This is a genomic window from Streptomyces sp. CA-179760 (assembly GCF_050937045.1).
Lineage (GTDB): Bacteria > Actinomycetota > Actinomycetes > Streptomycetales > Streptomycetaceae > Streptomyces.
This window is the reverse complement of the sequence record NZ_JBNJLZ010000001.1, coordinates 8,696,607-8,713,007: the sequence shown is the minus strand read 5'-3', so window position 1 is coordinate 8,713,007 and position 16,401 is coordinate 8,696,607. Positions and strand designations below refer to the sequence as shown.

At 68.9% G+C, this 16,401-nt stretch carries 15 protein-coding genes and 1 pseudogene; 6 read left to right on the top strand and 10 right to left on the bottom strand.

From position 1 onward, the window contains the following. Positions 1 to 19: 19 nt before the first annotated feature. From ACQEV8_RS39420 to ACQEV8_RS39405, 4 genes and pseudogenes are all read right to left on the bottom strand, one after another. Positions 20 to 951: pseudogene (locus tag ACQEV8_RS39420) on the bottom strand (carbohydrate ABC transporter permease). 2 nt (positions 952 to 953) lie between these two features. Further along, the gene (locus tag ACQEV8_RS39415) at positions 954 to 1,871 is read right to left on the bottom strand and encodes a carbohydrate ABC transporter permease (RefSeq protein ID WP_432970770.1); all 918 of its coding nucleotides are present in this window, start codon (positions 1,869 to 1,871) and stop codon (positions 954 to 956) included. A gap of 1 nt (position 1,872) precedes the next feature. Next, on the bottom strand, positions 1,873 to 3,261 hold the full coding sequence (locus tag ACQEV8_RS39410) for an ABC transporter substrate-binding protein (RefSeq protein ID WP_432970767.1): 1,389 nt from the start codon (positions 3,259 to 3,261) through the stop codon (positions 1,873 to 1,875). A gap of 323 nt (positions 3,262 to 3,584) precedes the next feature. After that, entirely contained in the window at positions 3,585 to 4,697 is a 1,113-nt protein-coding gene (locus tag ACQEV8_RS39405; protein WP_432970764.1) for a LacI family DNA-binding transcriptional regulator, read from the bottom strand. A gap of 635 nt (positions 4,698 to 5,332) precedes the next feature. Between ACQEV8_RS39405 and ACQEV8_RS39400 the strand changes: the two genes are divergently transcribed. Next, positions 5,333 to 6,448, top strand: a complete 1,116-nt coding sequence (locus tag ACQEV8_RS39400; RefSeq protein ID WP_432970761.1) for an alpha/beta hydrolase — start codon at positions 5,333 to 5,335, stop codon at positions 6,446 to 6,448. Positions 6,449 to 6,594: 146 nt separating this feature from the next. On the opposite strand, the gene ACQEV8_RS39395 is transcribed toward ACQEV8_RS39400, so the two are convergent. Further along, positions 6,595 to 6,879, bottom strand: a complete 285-nt coding sequence (locus ACQEV8_RS39395) for a DUF7336 domain-containing protein (RefSeq protein ID WP_432970758.1) — start codon at positions 6,877 to 6,879, stop codon at positions 6,595 to 6,597. 747 nt (positions 6,880 to 7,626) lie between these two features. Here ACQEV8_RS39395 and ACQEV8_RS39390 point away from each other — a divergent pair. Beyond that, a complete protein-coding gene (locus ACQEV8_RS39390) occupies positions 7,627 to 8,082 on the top strand; it encodes a MarR family winged helix-turn-helix transcriptional regulator (RefSeq protein ID WP_432970755.1) in 456 nt (151 codons plus the stop codon). Between the two features lie 86 nt (positions 8,083 to 8,168). Here ACQEV8_RS39390 and ACQEV8_RS39385 read toward each other — a convergent pair whose 3' ends face one another. The 4 genes from ACQEV8_RS39385 to ACQEV8_RS39370 form a co-directional block, all read right to left on the bottom strand. Next, positions 8,169 to 8,594 (bottom strand): PPOX class F420-dependent oxidoreductase, encoded by a 426-nt coding sequence (locus tag ACQEV8_RS39385; protein WP_432970752.1) that lies wholly within the window; start codon positions 8,592 to 8,594, stop codon positions 8,169 to 8,171. A gap of 77 nt (positions 8,595 to 8,671) precedes the next feature. Then, on the bottom strand, positions 8,672 to 9,067 hold the full coding sequence (locus tag ACQEV8_RS39380; protein ID WP_432970749.1) for a nuclear transport factor 2 family protein: 396 nt from the start codon (positions 9,065 to 9,067) through the stop codon (positions 8,672 to 8,674). 37 nt (positions 9,068 to 9,104) lie between these two features. Beyond that, positions 9,105 to 9,887 carry an MBL fold metallo-hydrolase gene (locus tag ACQEV8_RS39375; protein ID WP_432970746.1) on the bottom strand — a complete coding sequence of 261 codons (783 nt, stop codon included), beginning with the start codon at positions 9,885 to 9,887 and terminating at the stop codon, positions 9,105 to 9,107. 49 nt (positions 9,888 to 9,936) lie between these two features. Further along, positions 9,937 to 10,317, bottom strand: coding sequence for a VOC family protein (locus ACQEV8_RS39370; protein WP_432970743.1), 381 nt, complete (start codon positions 10,315 to 10,317; stop codon positions 9,937 to 9,939). Positions 10,318 to 10,607: 290 nt separating this feature from the next. Between ACQEV8_RS39370 and ACQEV8_RS39365 the strand changes: the two genes are divergently transcribed. Continuing rightward, complete coding sequence (locus ACQEV8_RS39365) at positions 10,608 to 11,495, top strand: SPL family radical SAM protein (protein ID WP_432970740.1); 888 nt, start codon at positions 10,608 to 10,610, stop codon at positions 11,493 to 11,495. Between the two features lie 30 nt (positions 11,496 to 11,525). Here ACQEV8_RS39365 and ACQEV8_RS39360 read toward each other — a convergent pair whose 3' ends face one another. Continuing rightward, entirely contained in the window at positions 11,526 to 11,861 is a 336-nt protein-coding gene (locus ACQEV8_RS39360; RefSeq protein ID WP_432970737.1) for a winged helix-turn-helix transcriptional regulator, read from the bottom strand. Between the two features lie 65 nt (positions 11,862 to 11,926). Between ACQEV8_RS39360 and ACQEV8_RS39355 the strand changes: the two genes are divergently transcribed. Genes ACQEV8_RS39355 through ACQEV8_RS39345 form a run of 3 tightly spaced genes read left to right on the top strand, consistent with a single transcriptional unit; the run spans position 11,927 to position 16,340 of the window. After that, on the top strand, positions 11,927 to 12,994 hold the full coding sequence (locus ACQEV8_RS39355) for an SDR family oxidoreductase (protein ID WP_432970734.1): 1,068 nt from the start codon (positions 11,927 to 11,929) through the stop codon (positions 12,992 to 12,994). Positions 12,995 to 13,038: 44 nt separating this feature from the next. Continuing rightward, positions 13,039 to 14,511, top strand: a complete 1,473-nt coding sequence (locus ACQEV8_RS39350) for a tyrosine-type recombinase/integrase (protein ID WP_432970731.1) — start codon at positions 13,039 to 13,041, stop codon at positions 14,509 to 14,511. Then, the gene (locus ACQEV8_RS39345) at positions 14,508 to 16,340 is read left to right on the top strand and encodes a hypothetical protein (protein WP_432970728.1); all 1,833 of its coding nucleotides are present in this window, start codon (positions 14,508 to 14,510) and stop codon (positions 16,338 to 16,340) included. Before ACQEV8_RS39350 ends, ACQEV8_RS39345 begins: the two co-directional genes overlap by 4 nt. Positions 16,341 to 16,401 lie beyond the last annotated feature (61 nt).

Sequence of the window (16,401 nt, the reverse complement as noted above, 5' to 3'; positions counted from 1 at the left end):
GACGAGGGCTGCGCGCGCCCTACTGCTTGACGCTGCCGGCGGCCAGGCCGCTCTGCCAGTAGCGCTGGAGCAGCAGGAAGGCCGCGACGAGCGGCACGACGGAGATCAGGGAACCGGTCACGACGAGGGGGAGCATGTCGCTGCTGGCGCCCGCGCCACCGTTCTGTGCCTGCTCCGCCCAGGACGACAGCCCGACCGTGACGGGGTACAGGTTCGGGTTGTTGAGCATGATCAGCGGCAGGAAGTAGTTGTTCCAGGTCGCCACGAGCGTGAAGAGCAGGACGGTCACCAGGCCGGGGGCCAGCAGGCGCAGCGCGATCCCGAAGAAGATCCGCGCCTCGCCGGCCCCGTCTATGCGGGCGGCTTCCAGGAGACTGTCCGGGACGGCGTCGGCGGCGTAGACGCGCATCAGGTACAGGCCGAAGGGGTTGACGAGGGAGGGCAGAATGACGGCCCACGGGGTGTTGACCAGGCCGACGCCTGCGAACAGCAGATAGGTCGGGATGGCCAGGGCGGTGGCCGGGACCATGATGGCGCCGAGGACCAGGTTGAAGGCCAGGCGGTCCCCACGGAAGCGGAACTTGGCGAACCCGTACCCGGCGGCGGCCGCGAGCAGCGCCGCCCCGACCGCGCTGACCCCGCGTACACGGCGGTGTTGAGCAGCCAGTGCGCGAAGACGCCGCCGTCCTGGGCGAAGGTCGCCCGGATGTTGGTCAGCAGCTGTGGGGCGTGCGAGAACCACAGGCCGAAGCTGTCGAACAGGTCCTGGGTGTTCTTGGTGGAGGCGACGAACAGCCAGAGCAGCGGCAGCAGGAAGTAGGCGAGCGCCGCCAGCATGGCGATGGTCAGCGGGGTGCTGCGGCGGGCTCGGGACCGGCGAAGCGGTGGATGCGCCGGAGTGTGCTTCCGCTCGGTTCGGCGAGCGGCGGTGGTGCCCGCGGAAGTGGTCATGGTCACGGGGTCCTCCTGCGGTTCGCCGTGAGCAGGACGCCGTAGGAGGCGATGACGATGACCAGGCCGAGGAGGAAGGAGACCGTGGCCGCGTAGTTGACCTGCTGGCCGGTGAAGGCGAGGGAGTAGGCGTAGAGGTTGGCGGTGTAGGAGCTGCTGATGACGTCGGGGGCGATCTTCATCAGCAGGTTCGGCTCGTTGAAGAGCTGGAAGCTGCCGATCACGGAGAACAGCAGCGTCAGCAGCAGGGCGGGTTTCAGTGCGGGGAGTTTGACGGACCGCGCGATGCGCCAGGGGCCGGCGCCGTCCATCGCGGCGGCCTCGTACAGCTCGTGCGGGATGGTCCGCAGGGCCGCGTACAGGATGATCATGTTGTAGCCGACGAACTCCCAGGTGACGACGTTGGCGAGGCTGCCGAGCATCCATCCGTCGCTGAGGAAGTTCGGTGCGGCGACGCCGAATTCGCGGCCCAGCTGGGCGAACGGGCCGAAGTCCGGCCCGTACAGATAGCCCCACATGAGGGCCGCGACCACGCTCGGGACGGCGTACGGCACGAAGATGCCCAGCCGGATCACTCGCGCCAGCCGCAGCAGTCCGCTGTCCAGCGCGAGGGCGAACACCAGCGCCAGCGCCAGCATCAGCGGGACCTGGACGATGAAGAACAGGGCCACGCGGCCGACACCGCTCAGGAGCAGGGGGTCGGTGAGGGCGGTGACGTAGTTGTCCAGACCGACGAACACCGTTCCGCCGATGAGGCGTTCCTGGAAGAGGCTCAAGTAGGCGGCGTAGCCGAGCGGGGCGAGGAAGAGCAGCAGGAAGAGGACCATGAAGGGGGCGACGAACAGGGGCCCGGCGACGCGGTGGCGACGCGGGCCGGCTCCCTTCGGCCCGGAGGCGGGGGGTGCGGTGGCGACGGTCATGTCACGTTCCCTTGACGGTGAAGCCCTGCTTCTTGGCGTACGTGGTCAGGCGCGTCTGCCAGGCGCCGAGCGCGGCGACCGTGTCGGTCTTGCCGGCGAGAGACGTGCCGACGGTCTCGATCCAGTCGGTCGCCGCCTGGTCGTAGAAGGGCGGCCACTGGAAGGCGGGGTCGACCGTGTCGCCGATGGAGGCGAACAGCTCATTCACCTTCTGACCGCCGTAGAAGGAGGCGGCGTCACCGGTGAAGGAGGGGTCGGTGAGAAGCGCCTTGGTGGCCGGGAAGAAGGACTGCTCCGTGGCGAAGAGCTTCGCGCTGGCGGGGTCGCTGTTGAGGAACTGGGCGAACTGCGCCGCGGCGATGGCGTTCTTGGTCGATCGCAGGACGGCCGTGGTCGAGCCGCCCCAGTTGCCGGAGGCCGGCTTGGACGCGTCCCACTGGGGCAGCGGGGCCGCACGCCACTTTCCGGCGGTGGACTTGGCCGAGCCGGACAGGAACGCCGGCCCCCAGGCCGCGGTGAGCCAGGTGGCGTACTTGCCCTTGTTGAAGCCCGCGTACCAGCCGTCGGTGAAGTCGGGGTCGGTGCTGATGACGCCCTCCTTGGCGAGCCCGCCCCAGTACGTGCCGAGCTTCTTGGAGACCGCGTCGTCGACGCTGATGGAGAGGTCGCTCTTGCCGGAGACGCCGTACGGGCTCGCGCCCGCCTGCCACAACAGGCCGTGCCAGGCGGCGGGTTCGTTAGCCGCGAGGTTGGTCAGGTAGACGTCGGGGTCGGCCTGGTGCAGCTTGCGGGCCGCGGCGGCGAAGTCGTCCCAGGTCTCGGGGACCTCGATGCCGTGCCGGTCGAAGATGTCCTTGCGGTACAGCATCCCCATCGGGCCGGTGTCCTGGGGTATCGCCCAGACCTCCCCCTTCGGTCCGCTGACCTGTCCCCAGGTCCAGTCGACGAACTTCCCGTTGAGGGCCGAGGCGCCGTGCGGGCCGAGGTCCAGCAGGCTGTCCGTGATCGTGAACGTCGGAATCGCCTGGTACTCGATCTGCGCCAGGTCCGGGGCCCCGCTGCCGGCCTTGAGCGCGGTGCGGAGCTTCGTGTAGTGCTTGATCCCCTGGCCGGCGTTGACCACATTGATCTTGATCGCGGGGTACTTCTTCTCGAAGAGGGCGACCTCCTGCTGGATGTTCGGGACCCAGGTCCAGAGCGTCAGCCGGGTCGGCGTCCGCATCGCCTTGTCGATGTCGGACTGGCTGACCGGTTTGGCCGCGGCGGACGAGCCGCTTGAGTCGCCACCGCCGCCGCAGGCGGACAGGGCCGCGCCGAGGGTCACCGCGCCGGTGGCGGTGAGGAAGAACCGGCGGCTCGGTGCGGACGAAGGGATGGGGGTTCTGGACATGCTGGACTCCCGCCGAGGCGAAGGACGAGGGAAGGCAGAGGCCTGCAGCGGCATGCCGGGGGAAATGCGAGCAGAACGAAGCGTGTGGACCGGTGACCGCGGACGTCGGGGTGGCCGAGCAGGGAAACGGGTCCTGCGCAGTGGGGCGTAGTAGGTGGCCCGGAGTGGGCCGGGTCCTGGACCGGTCGGGCGACCGCCGGTGGTGGGGCTTCCATGGCTGGGCGGGGCGCGGAACCTGGGACCGTGCTGACGGATGTCCGGTCACCTCGTGGTGCCCTCGCACTCCCCACGTGCGACGAACGCGGGCGCGTGGGGAGTCCCTCTCAGGCGGCCGGAGGGGCGTGCGCCTCGCCGGTCGGGGGGTGCTCGGTATGGTGCACCGCCGGACCCGACCCCGCCCGGGCCGGTGGCGGCGCGGTGGAGGAACGGACGACGAGCTCGACGGGTTGCCCCTGCGCCATCGGCAGCTCCGCCTCCGGATTCTCGATGGCGTGGACGAGCAACCGCAGGCCCTCGTGGGCCACCGCGTCGAACGGCTGGCGCACCGTCGTCAGCGGCGGTCGGACGTAGGCGGCCAGCGGGATGTCGTCGAAGCCGACCACGCTGACGTCCTGGGGCACCCGCAACCCGGCATCGGTGAGGGCGCTGATCAGGCCGACGGCCATGTCGTCATTGGCGGCGAAAACCGCGGTGAGGTCGTCCCTGGCGGCCAGTTCGCGTCCTGCCGCGTACCCGGACGCGGCGGACCAGTCGCCCTCGGCGACCGGGGGCTGCTCACGGCCACGCGCCGCGAGCGCCTGCCGCCAGCCCGCCAGCCGGTCCCGGGCGGCGAACCACCGCTCGGGGCCCGCGAGGTGATGGACTGTCCGGTGTCCCAGGTCCAGCAGGTGATCGGTGGCGGCCCTGGCCAGCGCCTCGGAGTCGACCCCCGCGGCGATGGTCCGCTCCCCCGTGCGGGTACCGGCCGGCGCCCCGAGGACCAGCACCGGAACCTCCAACGCGAGCGGCTCGGCGTCCTCGTCGATGGGCTCCGACACGACGATGCCGTCCACGCCCCGCTCCAGGAGTGACTGCACGGCGCCACCGACGCCGCCCTGGTCACCTTCGAGGGTGTTGACCACGCTCAACGCGTATCCGGCGTCCCGCGCCGCCCGCTCGACACCGAGGAGCAGCGAGGCAGGACCGTACAGAGCGGTTCCCAACGCCACCACGCCGATGGCCCGGGACCGCCCCGAGGCGAGGGCCCGCGCCGCGTTGTTGAGCCGGTAGCCGAGACGGTCGGCCGCCTCCAGCACACGGCGTTGCACGTCCACCGAGACGTATCGCTCGCCGTTGAGGACCCGTGACACCGTCTTCTGGGAAACGCCCGCGGCTCTGGCCACGTCGACGCCTCGCGGCGCGGCGGGACCGCCGTCCCGCCCCCTTGCTCGCGTCATGGCGTCTCCCGGTGTGCGGTGGATCGGATCGTGTGGACGGCCTCGGTCGCCCGCCGGTACCGCCGGGTGACTGCGCTGTCATGACTGCGCAGACATATCTACGCAGTCGAGCGCACCGCGTCAAGACCTCGCACGAAGTCGGCTTCTTCGACGGCCCGGACCTGTGAGGAATCGACCGTCCGGTCTGGACCGGACGACCAGGTGCCGAGCGAGGACGGGTGAACGGCTGGAGCTCAGGAGGTCCCACCCGTACACGAAGAAGTGCAGCTGTTCGCCGTCGACCGCGTGCCACGTCGAGGGCATCGGGAGGCTCAGATTCGACGCGACCGCCGCTGCCGACGCCTCCAGCACGGACAACGGGGCGGACTCGGGCCTCGAAGGCTGCGCACTTGCTCCCGACACCCGAGAAGCGCTGAGCCGCACCGGTCACCAGAGCAACGGCGCGGGTGTCCGGGAGGTGTCGGTGTGCCCTGTCCCATGACGCACACCCCGCGGCGTGGGGGGGCGAGCTTGTACCCCCTATAAACCCGACCTGCCACGCCTGGCGCAGAAGCGGTTCCCTGGAATCGTGCCTCGGTCACGACACCCCCGACCGTCGCGCCATTCCCCCACCGATCGGAGATGAGGTCCACTCCATGGAACGTCGCAAAGCGCTCGGCCTGATCGCCGCCACCGGCGCCGCCTTCACGCCTACGCCCGCCTTCGGCGCGGAGACCGGCCGCGCCGCGGGCGTCACAGGACGGGGCAAGGCCACGGCCAAGGGCTACTACACCTTCGCGCTGGACAAGAACGTCAAGCGGACTTCGGTGCGGTTCAAGAACCGTTACGGCATCGAGGTCGCCGCAGACCTCTACGTGCCGAAGAACGCCAGGGGCAAGCTGCCCGCCCTGGCGGTCAGCGGTCCGTTCGGCGCGGTCAAGGAACAGTCCTCGGGGCTCTACGCCAACGAGTTCGCCCGCCGCGGCTACGTCGCCCTCGCCTTCGACCCCTCCTTCACCGGGGAGAGCGGCGGCACGGTGCGCGACGTGGCCTCGCCCGACATCTTCACCGAGGACTACAGCGCGGCCGTCGACTTCCTCGGCCTGCAGAGGATCGTCGACCGCGAGCGGATCGGCGCGCAGGCCATCTGCGGCTTGAGCGGTATGGCGCTCACCGCGGCGGCTGCGGACAGCCGCATCAAGGCGGTCGCCACGGCCTCGATGTACGACATGTCGCGCAGCATGTCCCGCGGTCACAAGGACGGCTACACGCCCGAACAGCGCCGGAAGGTCGTGGACTACCTCAGCCGGCAGCGCTGGACCGACGCCGAGAACGGCACCTTCGCGCGGGGATCCCACGAGGTGCCCTTTGACGAGAACGGCAACGTCGCCCCCGCAGACCGCATCCTGCCCAAGACCCTCCCGGCGGACGCCGACCCGGTCACGGCGATCTTCTTCGACTACTACCGCACCGAGCGCGGCTACCACCCGCGCTCGATCAACTCCACCACCGCGTGGACCGCGACCACGCCGATGTCGTTCTTCGCCTTCCCGCTGACGACCGACATCGAACTGTTGGCGCCCCGCAAGGCCCTGCTGGTGGCCGGCGCCGACGCGCACTCCCGCTACTACTCCGAGGACGTTCAGGCGAAGGCCCCCGACACCGTCGACCTCGTGATCGTCCCGGACGCGAACCACGTCGACCTGTACGACCGCAAGAACCTCATCCCCTTCGACAGGCTCGACGAGTTCTTCACCAAGAACCTCACCTGACCGGACATGCCCCGAGGGGGCCGGAACCTGCCACCGGACAGCTTCCTAGGCCCTGCGCCTCACGAACCGAACGTCACGCAACTACGCCGAAGCCCTGGGGCTTCGTGACCACGGAACGGCATCCCACCGGGACTCTGCCCACTGGCCTACTCGCCCGGTGGAACCCGAACGAAGCCCTCGACCCAATGGTCCTCATCGAGCTCATAGGCGTCGAAGTGGAAGCACTCCGGTTCATCACGGAAACCTGGTAGCAGTCGAGCCTGACGCATACGCTCTTCAACCCGTTCGAGGGTGGAGTAGATACCGAGCAGCTTCACGTCGTCGCCGTCCACCTCGTCGCAGAACACGTCGCTCCCATCGACGTGCACTGTCGAGCCGTCGTCGCCGGCTTCGTTCTGGTGGCCGACATGCCACAGCGGATACACGATCACGGACGCGAAGCTATCAGCGCGCGAGTTCGTCGGGCCCACTACGTTCGGCGCCCCTCACTCCCTGGGACGCCACGAACACAAACCGGGCATCACGCGACTTCACCGAGGCCCTGCCAGCGGCTGTCCGGGGCTCGCTGACGCCCATTTCCAGTGATCAGGGACTCGCCCGACGTCGGGCTCGTCGCTCGACAGGGGTCGGTGAGCACTTTCTGCGTGGCGCATTGGGCTTCCCGGCGCGCGGCGACCGAACTCGGGGCATGACTTGCTTTGTAGTGCACGTGCGAGGCGTCCGGGCGCTGCCAGTGGACCGACCACGCCCACTGCCCGAGGGTCGGGGCCTGGCTCCACAACGGACGGCCGTCGAACGGCGCCGGGTCGGTCTTGGCCCACACCAGCTGATCGGGTTCTGGGATGGGAACTCACACTCTGGCGCAGCGGTGGCCGGCTCCGCAGGTCACGATGGAAAACAGCCAATTGCACCAGCAGCTCGTCGACCGCCATGCCACCGTCCGCAGATTGCCGACGCAGGCCACGCTCGGCCCGTAGCTGGCCCTTTGTCACCGACGACCGGCTGAGACCTTGGCTTCAACCCGTCCACGTCGGTACGTACACCCGGCATCCGCGGAGAGCTCCGACCGGTGACCTACAATTAACTGTCTATGGAAGATAATTCTTTGGAAGATGAGTAATGGCTGACGCTGACCTGAAGCTGCTGTACCGGGAGCTGGTCTCGCTGGAGATCGAGTTGTGGGCGGCATCGAGGAGCGGTTGCGGGCGGAGTACGACCTGGCGCTGACCTCGTTCGAGGTGCTGCACCTGCTGTTGAGGCAGCCTGGGCGGCGGATCCAGGACATCGCGGAGGAGTTCTCGATCACGGTGGGCGGCACGAGCAAGGTCGTCGACCGTCTGGAGGCGGCTGGGCTGTGTGGCCGGAAGGCCAATCCGAACGACCGCCGTTCCTCGATCGTCGAGCTCACCCCTGAGGGGCGGAAGCTGGTGGACGGGGCGCTGAAAGTCTTCGAGGAGGAGCTGGAACTGCGGATCGGGACGGTGATTCCCGAGGAGTCGGTACGCGAGGTGACCGCGGTCCTCAGCACTCTGCGGGCGGCCGGACGTGCTCTGGACGCGGAACGGAAGGCCGCGGGTCAGACGCCGGTTCCGGCGATGCGGGCGCCGAAGCAGCCCGGCCGGTCGGCCTTGTGAGCCAGGGCGTCGCGGGCACGCCGATGGGCGGCTGGTGCGGGGCAGATGACCATGCTCACCTGTCCCGCACCAGCCGCCATTGCCTGTCAGTCGGCGATGCCGTTGAAAGCGATGACTTTGCCGATGTGCGCACGGACGAGGAGGTTGCCGGGGCCGCCATTGCGGGCGGCGTACTCCTGGGCGCGGTCTTTGCCCATGTAGCGGGCGCCGAGAAGGCCGCCCCAGTGCAGCATCTCGTCGGGGTGCGCGGAGGTCTCGGCGTGTCCTTGGAGGATGACGAACGCGTATGGGGGATGGTCGTCGTCGATGCAGAGGGCGAAGCGCCCGTCGCGAACGAGGTTGCGGCCCTTGACTCCGTCCTTCTCGGTGGTGAACACGATGTCGTCGCCGTCGAGAAGGAACCAGACCGGTGTGACGTGCGGGCTGCCGTCGGCCCGGACCGTCGACAGCTTGCCGGTGCGGGTGCCGTGCGTGACGAACGCCCGCCACTGCTCGTCAGTCATCTTCCGCATGGGATGCCTCTCACTCTGGTAGGGCCGTTCGTCATGCACTGCGGCCGGGCCGACCGCAGTGCATGACCAAGTGGGGGTCAGCGGCCCCAGAAGGCGTCCTCGGCGTTCTGGTCGCCGGAGAAGAGCCACATCTCGGTGATCTTGCCGTTCTGGAGGCGCAAGAGATCCACGCCGTCCATGGCCATGGACGTGTCGCCGCGGCGGCCCGTGAAGTGGATGGTGGCGGCTACCAGGTCGCCGTTGCCCATCAGGGAGTGGATCTTGTCGATGGCGAAGGTGCCCTGGCTGGCCTCCATCATGCCGCCGAGCATCTGGAAGACGGCGCCCTGCCCCTTGTGCTCGCCGGAGAACCGGTTGGCGCCGGGCTGGTGCCAGACGATCGCCTCGTCGAGGAGATCGCCGAGGGTGGCCATGTCGCCGGTCTGCACGGCCTGAAAGTAGGCGCGGGCGATGTCGATGTTCGCGCTGGTCATGGTGTGTGTTCTCCAGAGTGTTCTGTGGGGACGGCTGTTAGCGGGCGAAGTCCAGGCATCCGGCCAGGCCGGCGTCGGTGAACGCGGTTTCGATCTCTTTTCGGCCTTCGGTGAAGTGGGCCCAGCTGTCGAAGTGGGCGGGGACGACCCGGCGGGCGCCGAGCGTCTTCGCGGCCTCGGCGCCCTGCGCGCTGTCGAGGGTGAGCAGGGCGCCGTCGAAGGCGAAGGGCATGCGGGCGCCGCCGAGGAAGAGGATCGCGGTGTCCACCGGGGCGAACCGTTCGGCGATCTCCTTGACGTGCTCCAGGGCGGCGTTGTCGCCGCTGACGTAGACCGGAGGCAGGTCGTCGCTGGTGAGCATGAAACCGATGACGTCACCGGTGATCGGTTCACAGCCGAGGGGGCCGTGCCGGGCGGGCACGCCGGTGACGGTCACGGTGCCGGCATCGGGCCGCTTGAGCTCGGCGGTCTGCCAGACGTCCAGCCCGCGGGCGTTGCCGCCCAGGCGACCGGAGCCGCTGACCGTGGTGAACACGACAGGGACCTCGGACAGACAGGTGCGGCCGGCGTGGTCGAGGTTGTCGTCGTGCTCGTCGTGGGAGAGCAGGACGGCATCGACGCGGCCCAGGTCGGCGGCAGTGACGGCGGCAGGGGCTGTCTTGACGAGCCTGTGGTCGCCCGGGAGCGGCATGGGGTACTCGCCGGGCGGGTCGAAGGTGGGGTCGGTGACGAACCTGAGCCCGCCGTACTCGATCACGGCGGTTGGTCCGCCGTAGACACGGACGGGGATGTGTTCGCTGGTGGCGCTGGCGCCGGGCATCGGAAACCTCCAGGCGGAGTACAGGCGGGACGCGGCCCCGCGGAACCGGTCAGGGGGCGGGCGGGGAGAACACGCCGAAGTGGTTGCCCGCCGTGTCCCGCAGCCGGGCGAAGGTGAAGCCCGCGGAGTCGGAGACCGGCGCCATGAGCACCTCAGCGCCCAGTCGTTCGGCGCGAGCGACGGTCGCGGCGACGTCCTGGACGACGACGTAGAAGACCGCGTAGTCGGGGAAGCCGCCTTCCGAGTCCCACACTCCGCCGGCCGGCTGCTGGGCGCCCGGTGTCATCACCGAGTGGTAGGTGACGCCCGGGGTGTTGGTGTTGAGGACGTACTTCCAGTCGAAGAGCTCGCCGTAGAACTCCTTGACCTTCTCGGGCTGGTCGGTGCCGAACTCGAACCAGGCGACCGAGTTGAAGGCGGGAACGATCATGACACTCACTCCTCACCCCCGTAGGGGCGCAGAACCACTTTGAGGTGGATTGGACTCGATGGGTGACGCGGCTCTGCGGCTGCGACTCGGCGAGCCGACCCGTGGGAAGCGTGACCGCGAGCCTCGATCAGCTGTCGCCCAGCCAATCATTTATGTTCCACGGAATCAACTTCCTGAGATTATTGTTCCATGGATGTGGGTCTGGCGGCGTCCCTCCGGCCGTCCCATGGACAGCTCAGGAGCCCGGCCGCCCAGTAGGCGGACGGTGAACAGCAGGAAGGAAGTCGGCCATGGAACCGGTCGAGATCGAGGCGAAGACTCTGATCCAGAAGTCGAAGACCCCGTCGAACGACTACGTCATCAACCCCTACACCGGCTGCGTGCTGGGCTGCGCCTACTGCTTCGCCTCCTTCGCGGGGCGGCAGTTCGGCCGGTCCGTCAAGGAGTGGGGCGACTACCTGTACGTGAAGAAGAACGCGGTCGAGCTCGCCCGCACAGAGCTGGTGAAGATGCCGCAGGACAAGCGGCGGGGCACGATGCTGCTCAGCTCGGTCACCGACCCCTACCAGGGCCACGAGACGAAGTACCGGCTCACCCGCGGCATCCTGCGCGAACTGCAAGCGGTCGGGTACCCGGGCCTGGTGCGCATCCTGACCAAGTCGCCCGTCGTCACCCGCGACATCGACCTGCTCACCAGTCTGCCGCGCGCCGAGGTCGGCATGACCGTGACCACCACCGACGACAAGGTCAGCCGCTGGCTGGAGGTCCGCGCCCCGCTCGCCTCCCGCCGCCTGCGCACCCTGGCCGAACTCAACGAGGCCGGCATCGCCACCTACGCCTTCGTCGGCCCGCTCCTGCCCCACTTCGCCACCCAGCCCGAGCTTCTGGACGACCTCTTCGGACAGCTCGTCGAGGCGGGAGTCGGAGAGGTGTTCATGGAGCACATCAACCTCAAGCGCTACATCCGCGAGCGCATGGACCACGTCCTTGCCGGCGAGTCCGAAGAGGTCCGCGAGGCGTACCTCCAGGCGCGGACCAAGGAGCACCGCGAACAGCTCGACGCGATCGTGGCGGAACTGCTGGACAGGCACGGACTGCGACTGCGCTTCGAAGAGGTCGTCCACCACGACGACAATGACGCCTTGCGGGAGAGGCTCGCATCCTCAGCGCGACCATGACCGTCACCAGGTCGCTGGGCCAGGCGTAGGTCAGGCGGTGACGCCGGACTCGGGGTCGGGCACCGCCATGGCCCAGGTCCCCATGGCCTCAAGGACCTCGCGCAAGCCCTCGCCGAGAGGAGTCAGCGCGTACTCGACACGCGGCGGGATCTCCGCGTAGGTCGTGCGAGTGACGATGCCGTGCCGCTCGAACTGACGCAGCCGACTGGTCAGAGTGTGCGGGCTGATGCCGGGCAGGACCTCGCGCAGCTGGTTGAACCGGTGAGGGCCGTGGAGCAGCTCGCGCACGATCAGAGTGGCCCACGGTCCGTTGAGCAGCGTGAGGAACCGGGCAACACCGCAGTCGGGCAGACAAGGATCAGTCACAGTTTTGAACCGTACCCCATTAGTGCAGTTGATGTAACTGGTGCATCACATGCACTAATGGCGCCATGACCTACGTGATTCATGGCACCACCGGCGCCCAGGGCGCCCCCGTCGTCGCCGCTCTCGCCGCCGCGGGCAAGACCGTGACCGCCCTGACCCGCAACCCCGACGCCGTCGTGCACGGCGCGCAGCGCGTGCTGGCCGCCGGATACACCTCCGCCGCCGACCTGACCGACGCATACCGAGGCGCCGAGGGAGTCTTCATCCACCTTCCGGTGGCCCCGGAGGAGGACCGCCAGACCTACGCGCACAACATCCTCACCGCCGTTCGCGAGGCCCGGCCGGACCGCGTCGTGTTCTCCACCAGCGGCTTCCCCATCGATCCCGCCATCGGCGGTGCCGCCGCGACCCTGGCCGCCGGCCTGTCCGACAGCGGCGTGTCCCACGCGGTCATCGCGCCCGAGCTCTACCTCGAGAACCTGCTCATGCCGCACGTCATCGGCTCCGTCCGCGAACGCGGCGTACTGCCTTACCCGATCCGGGCCGACTTCCCCGTCTCCTGGACCTCCCACCTGGACATCGCCGACGCCGTCGTCGCCCTGCTCGACCGCACGGACGTCACCGGCGTGGTCTCTGTCGGCCAGTACCCGGCCATCACCGGACCGGATCTGGCCGAGGCGTTCGGCACCCGACTCGGACGGGAGGTGGTCTTCGACCAGATCACCGCCGAGGAGTTCCGCACCTCAGTGACTCCCCTGATCGGGGCGAGCGCCGCCGCTGACATCGCAGGCGCCTACCAGGCGATGAGCGCCATGCCCGGCCGCTCGATCGCGCCGGAGACCTCCGCCCGGAAGCTGCTGGGAGTCACCCCCGGACCACAAGCCAGTGGCTGGCCGACATCGGCCTCTGACCACAACCGCTGTCAGCTCCCGCCGAGTTCGCCAAGGCTTGGCAGGCCGCCGTACTCGACAGGCGGCCTGCCCAGCCTTCAACTTCTGTCCACCGCCCGGGCCAGGACCGCCTCGACCGCTCGAACGCCGGCTGGTCGTTCCACACCACCAGCTCCCCGTTTATGTGAGCTACCACATGTGTCTCATCAACTGCCTCTGTACGTCGGCAGATCACCGGCGTGAGTGGTTTCTGAGCGGAGAGAGGGCGACTGTGCTTCGGCTTCGGGATGGTGGACGGATTCGGCGTAAACGAGGTGGTCGAAGCGGGAGAGGGCGGCGCCATGATCGCGGATCTGTGCATGACGAGCCGGGCTCGTTCGGAGAGCTGCCTGGGTGCTGCTGGCGCGGTGGCTGTGCTGGACCGTGTAGGTGTCCGCGAGGGTCAGCCGTTCATTTTGGCAGGGGACGGGTCGTATGACCTGCAACTGAACCGCTTTCTGCGGGAGTTGCCGAGTTGGGGTGTGCGTGCCGAGAACAGCGTTCTGGGATACGCCCGGGACATGATGCTCTTCGTCCGGTTCCTGGAGACCTCGCGACATGGAAAGCCGATTTGGGCGTGCGACGGCGATGATCTGCGGGCTTACAAGCGAGTGCGGTTGTGGTGTGACGGGCCGGGTGCTGTGTCGGTGGGGACGTGGAACCGGTCGGTGGCGGCGCTGGACAAGTGGGTGGCGTGGTCACTGGATGCCGGATTGCTGAAGCAGGTGCCGTTCCGGTACGTCGACAAGACGGTGATGACCCCAGTCGGCCCCCGCCGGGTGCACGTGAACTCAGAGATGGAGCAAGACCCGGAGGACGAGCCGCTGCGGTTCGTCTCCTTCGAGGATTACCTGCTGTGGCGGAACGTGGGACTGCGCGGGGAGCTGCCGGAAGGCGGCGTTGATCCGGCGTGGCGGGGGCGGCATGGCGAGCGTAACGCCCTGTTCGCAGACGGTCTTGTGCACAGTGGGATGCGGCTGGGTGAGGCGTCATGTCTGCTGGTGCCTGAGGTGCCGGCGCCGGGCAGTCTGGGGGAGTTCAGGGTGGCGGGCGCGGTGGCGAAACGGCGCAAGGGGCGCCGGGTGTTCCTTCCGCCGCGCAAGGTGCGCCAGTTCCACCACTTCATAGCTGTCGAGCGGGATGCGATCGTGGCCCGCTGTATGGCGCAGGGCCGGTTCCCGTCGGCGTCTGCGGACTGGACGGTGATCCGCACGGGCCGGTATGCGCTGGTGCTGGACGGCGGCGCCCGGAGCTGGCCTTACGGGCGTATCGGCCTTGCGGAGCGGCGACGTCTGGTGAGGCGCACTGGGGAACCGATGTGGTTGTGGCTGGCCGATGACGGGCGGCCGCTAGCGTCGGCCGCGTGGCAGGCGGTGTTCCGGCGGGCGAACGCGCGGTGCGCTTCGTTCGGGATCGATATCGAGGTGCACCCGCACACCCTGCGTCACACCTATGCCGTGTACATGCTGGGGCTGTTGCTGCGCCAGACAGTCCGGGCTCTGGGCCGTCGGCTGGACGGGCCGCTCGCGCACGCCGAGCTGCGGCGGCTTCTGATCGGTAATCCGATGAGGACCCTGCAGTTGCTCCTCGGCCATGCCCGCGAGGCCACCGTCTACGTGTATCTCGACGTGCTGGATGAGGCGCAGGAGATCGTGCTGGCCGCGTTGGCCGAGTGGGACGCGCAGAGCGTGGCGCTGGAGCGGGCCGGGGAGGCATCGTGAGTCGGCGGGTGCGGTTCCCCTCGCCGGAGGAGCTGCCGCTGGAGCCGGAGGTGGTCCCGGCGGTGGGACCGGTGATGTTCACCGCGAGGTTCTTCGGCGGGGTCGAGCGGTGCTACGACTTCTCCGCGCTGGCGTGCCCTCGGCTGGTGCGGCACCTGGCCCGGGCGCTGGCGGGACTGGCCGGAGTGGAGAACCGCCAGAAGTACGTGGGTACGACGGACAGCTACGCGTCCACGCTGACCGAGTTCATCACCCACCTGGCCAAGACCGGGGACACGCACAGCGACGTGGATCTGGAGGACCTGCACCCGGAGTTGCTGGATTCCTTCGAGACGAGCCTGGTCGCCCGGTACGGGGATTCCAGCACCACGCCGTACCTGCGGATACAGCAGCTGGTGAAGTTGCTGCGGCTCGTCCAGGAGGAACACCCGGACAGGCTGGGCACGGCGATGCAGGCCCGGCTGGGTTTCACCACGGTCCAGGCCGGCCAGGGCCGCGGCCGGCCGCTGGACGCCTACCCGGACGCGCTGTTCGAGGCGATCCAGGCTGCGGCCCTGTCCGACGTGCGGGCAGCCCGTGACCGGATGCTGGCCGGTGAACGGCTGGCCGCGGCCGGACGGGACCCGGCCGGCGGGGGCTGGCACGGCTGGACCCAGGAGAACGCGGCGTGGTACATCGCCCGCCACGGACCGCTGACGGGAGCACTGCGCGCGGAGCACGGCGCCATGGACAAGATCACGGATCTGGGCGGGATCGGCAGACTCAACAGCCACTTCTTCCTCACGGCGTACGACGTGCTGGCGTTCGTGGTGCTGCTGATGTGCCAGACCGGCCTGGAGCCGGAAGCCGCGTGCCGGCTGTCGGCCGACTGCCTGATCAACCCGGCCCGCGGGTATGTGAGTATCGCCTACGTCAAGAACCGAGCTCATGGCCAGTCCCGCAAAGCCCTGCGGGTGACCGACGGCGGCGCCGTGCACCAGCCGGGCGGCCTGATCCGCCTTGCGGTGCGGCTGACGGCGCACGGCCGCCGCCTGACCGGAACGGATCTGCTGTGGACACACGCCCTGCGCGACGGGCGGGTGATTGCCACCTTCGGTCGTCACCGGGCCACCACCCTCGCCACGGTCAAGCAGGCGTTCGTTGAACGCCATCAGCTCACCTCGCTGTTCGAGGCATCCGGCGAGGACGCGGTCTTGAACCTGCGGCGGCTGCGCAAGAGCTACAAATCGCGCCGCTACCGGCAGACCGGCGGATTGCTGGAGGACTTCGCCGAGGGCCACAGTCCCCGGGTCGCGGCCAAGCACTACGCCGACATCGACGCGCACCGTCCGCTGCATGAGGAGGCTGTCGAGAAGGGCCTGCGCGAGGCGTTGGACGCCGCGCTGGAAGCGCCTGTCGTTCTTGACGACCAGGGCCGCCGACTGGACACCTCGGCGGCCGAGGTCCCTCCCGATGAGGTTGCGGTGGCCTTGTCCGGGGACAGCGACGTGTGGCTGGCGTCCTGCCGTGACTTTTACGCCTCACCGTTCGCCCGCCGCCCAGGCTCAGGCTGCCCGGTGGCGGTGTGGGGCTGTCTGGAGTGCCCGAACGCGGTATTCACCACCCGGCACCTGCCCGCGATTCTCAGCTTCGCCGGATTCCTGAGCACCCAGCGCGAGGAGATGACGGTCCTGGAGTGGAACGCCCGCTATGCACTGGCGTGGGAGCGGATCACCACCGGCATCCTGCCGCAGTTCACCGGCGACCAGCAGGCCACCGCCCGGCTCATCGCGGAAAGCCACGACGGGTCCCTGCACCTGCCCGGCCAGATCCTTCAGGGACTGACATGACTCCCACGACCCCCTCTTCCGCCGCTGTCGAGCAGCCCGGTCCGGATCGGCCGACAGGACC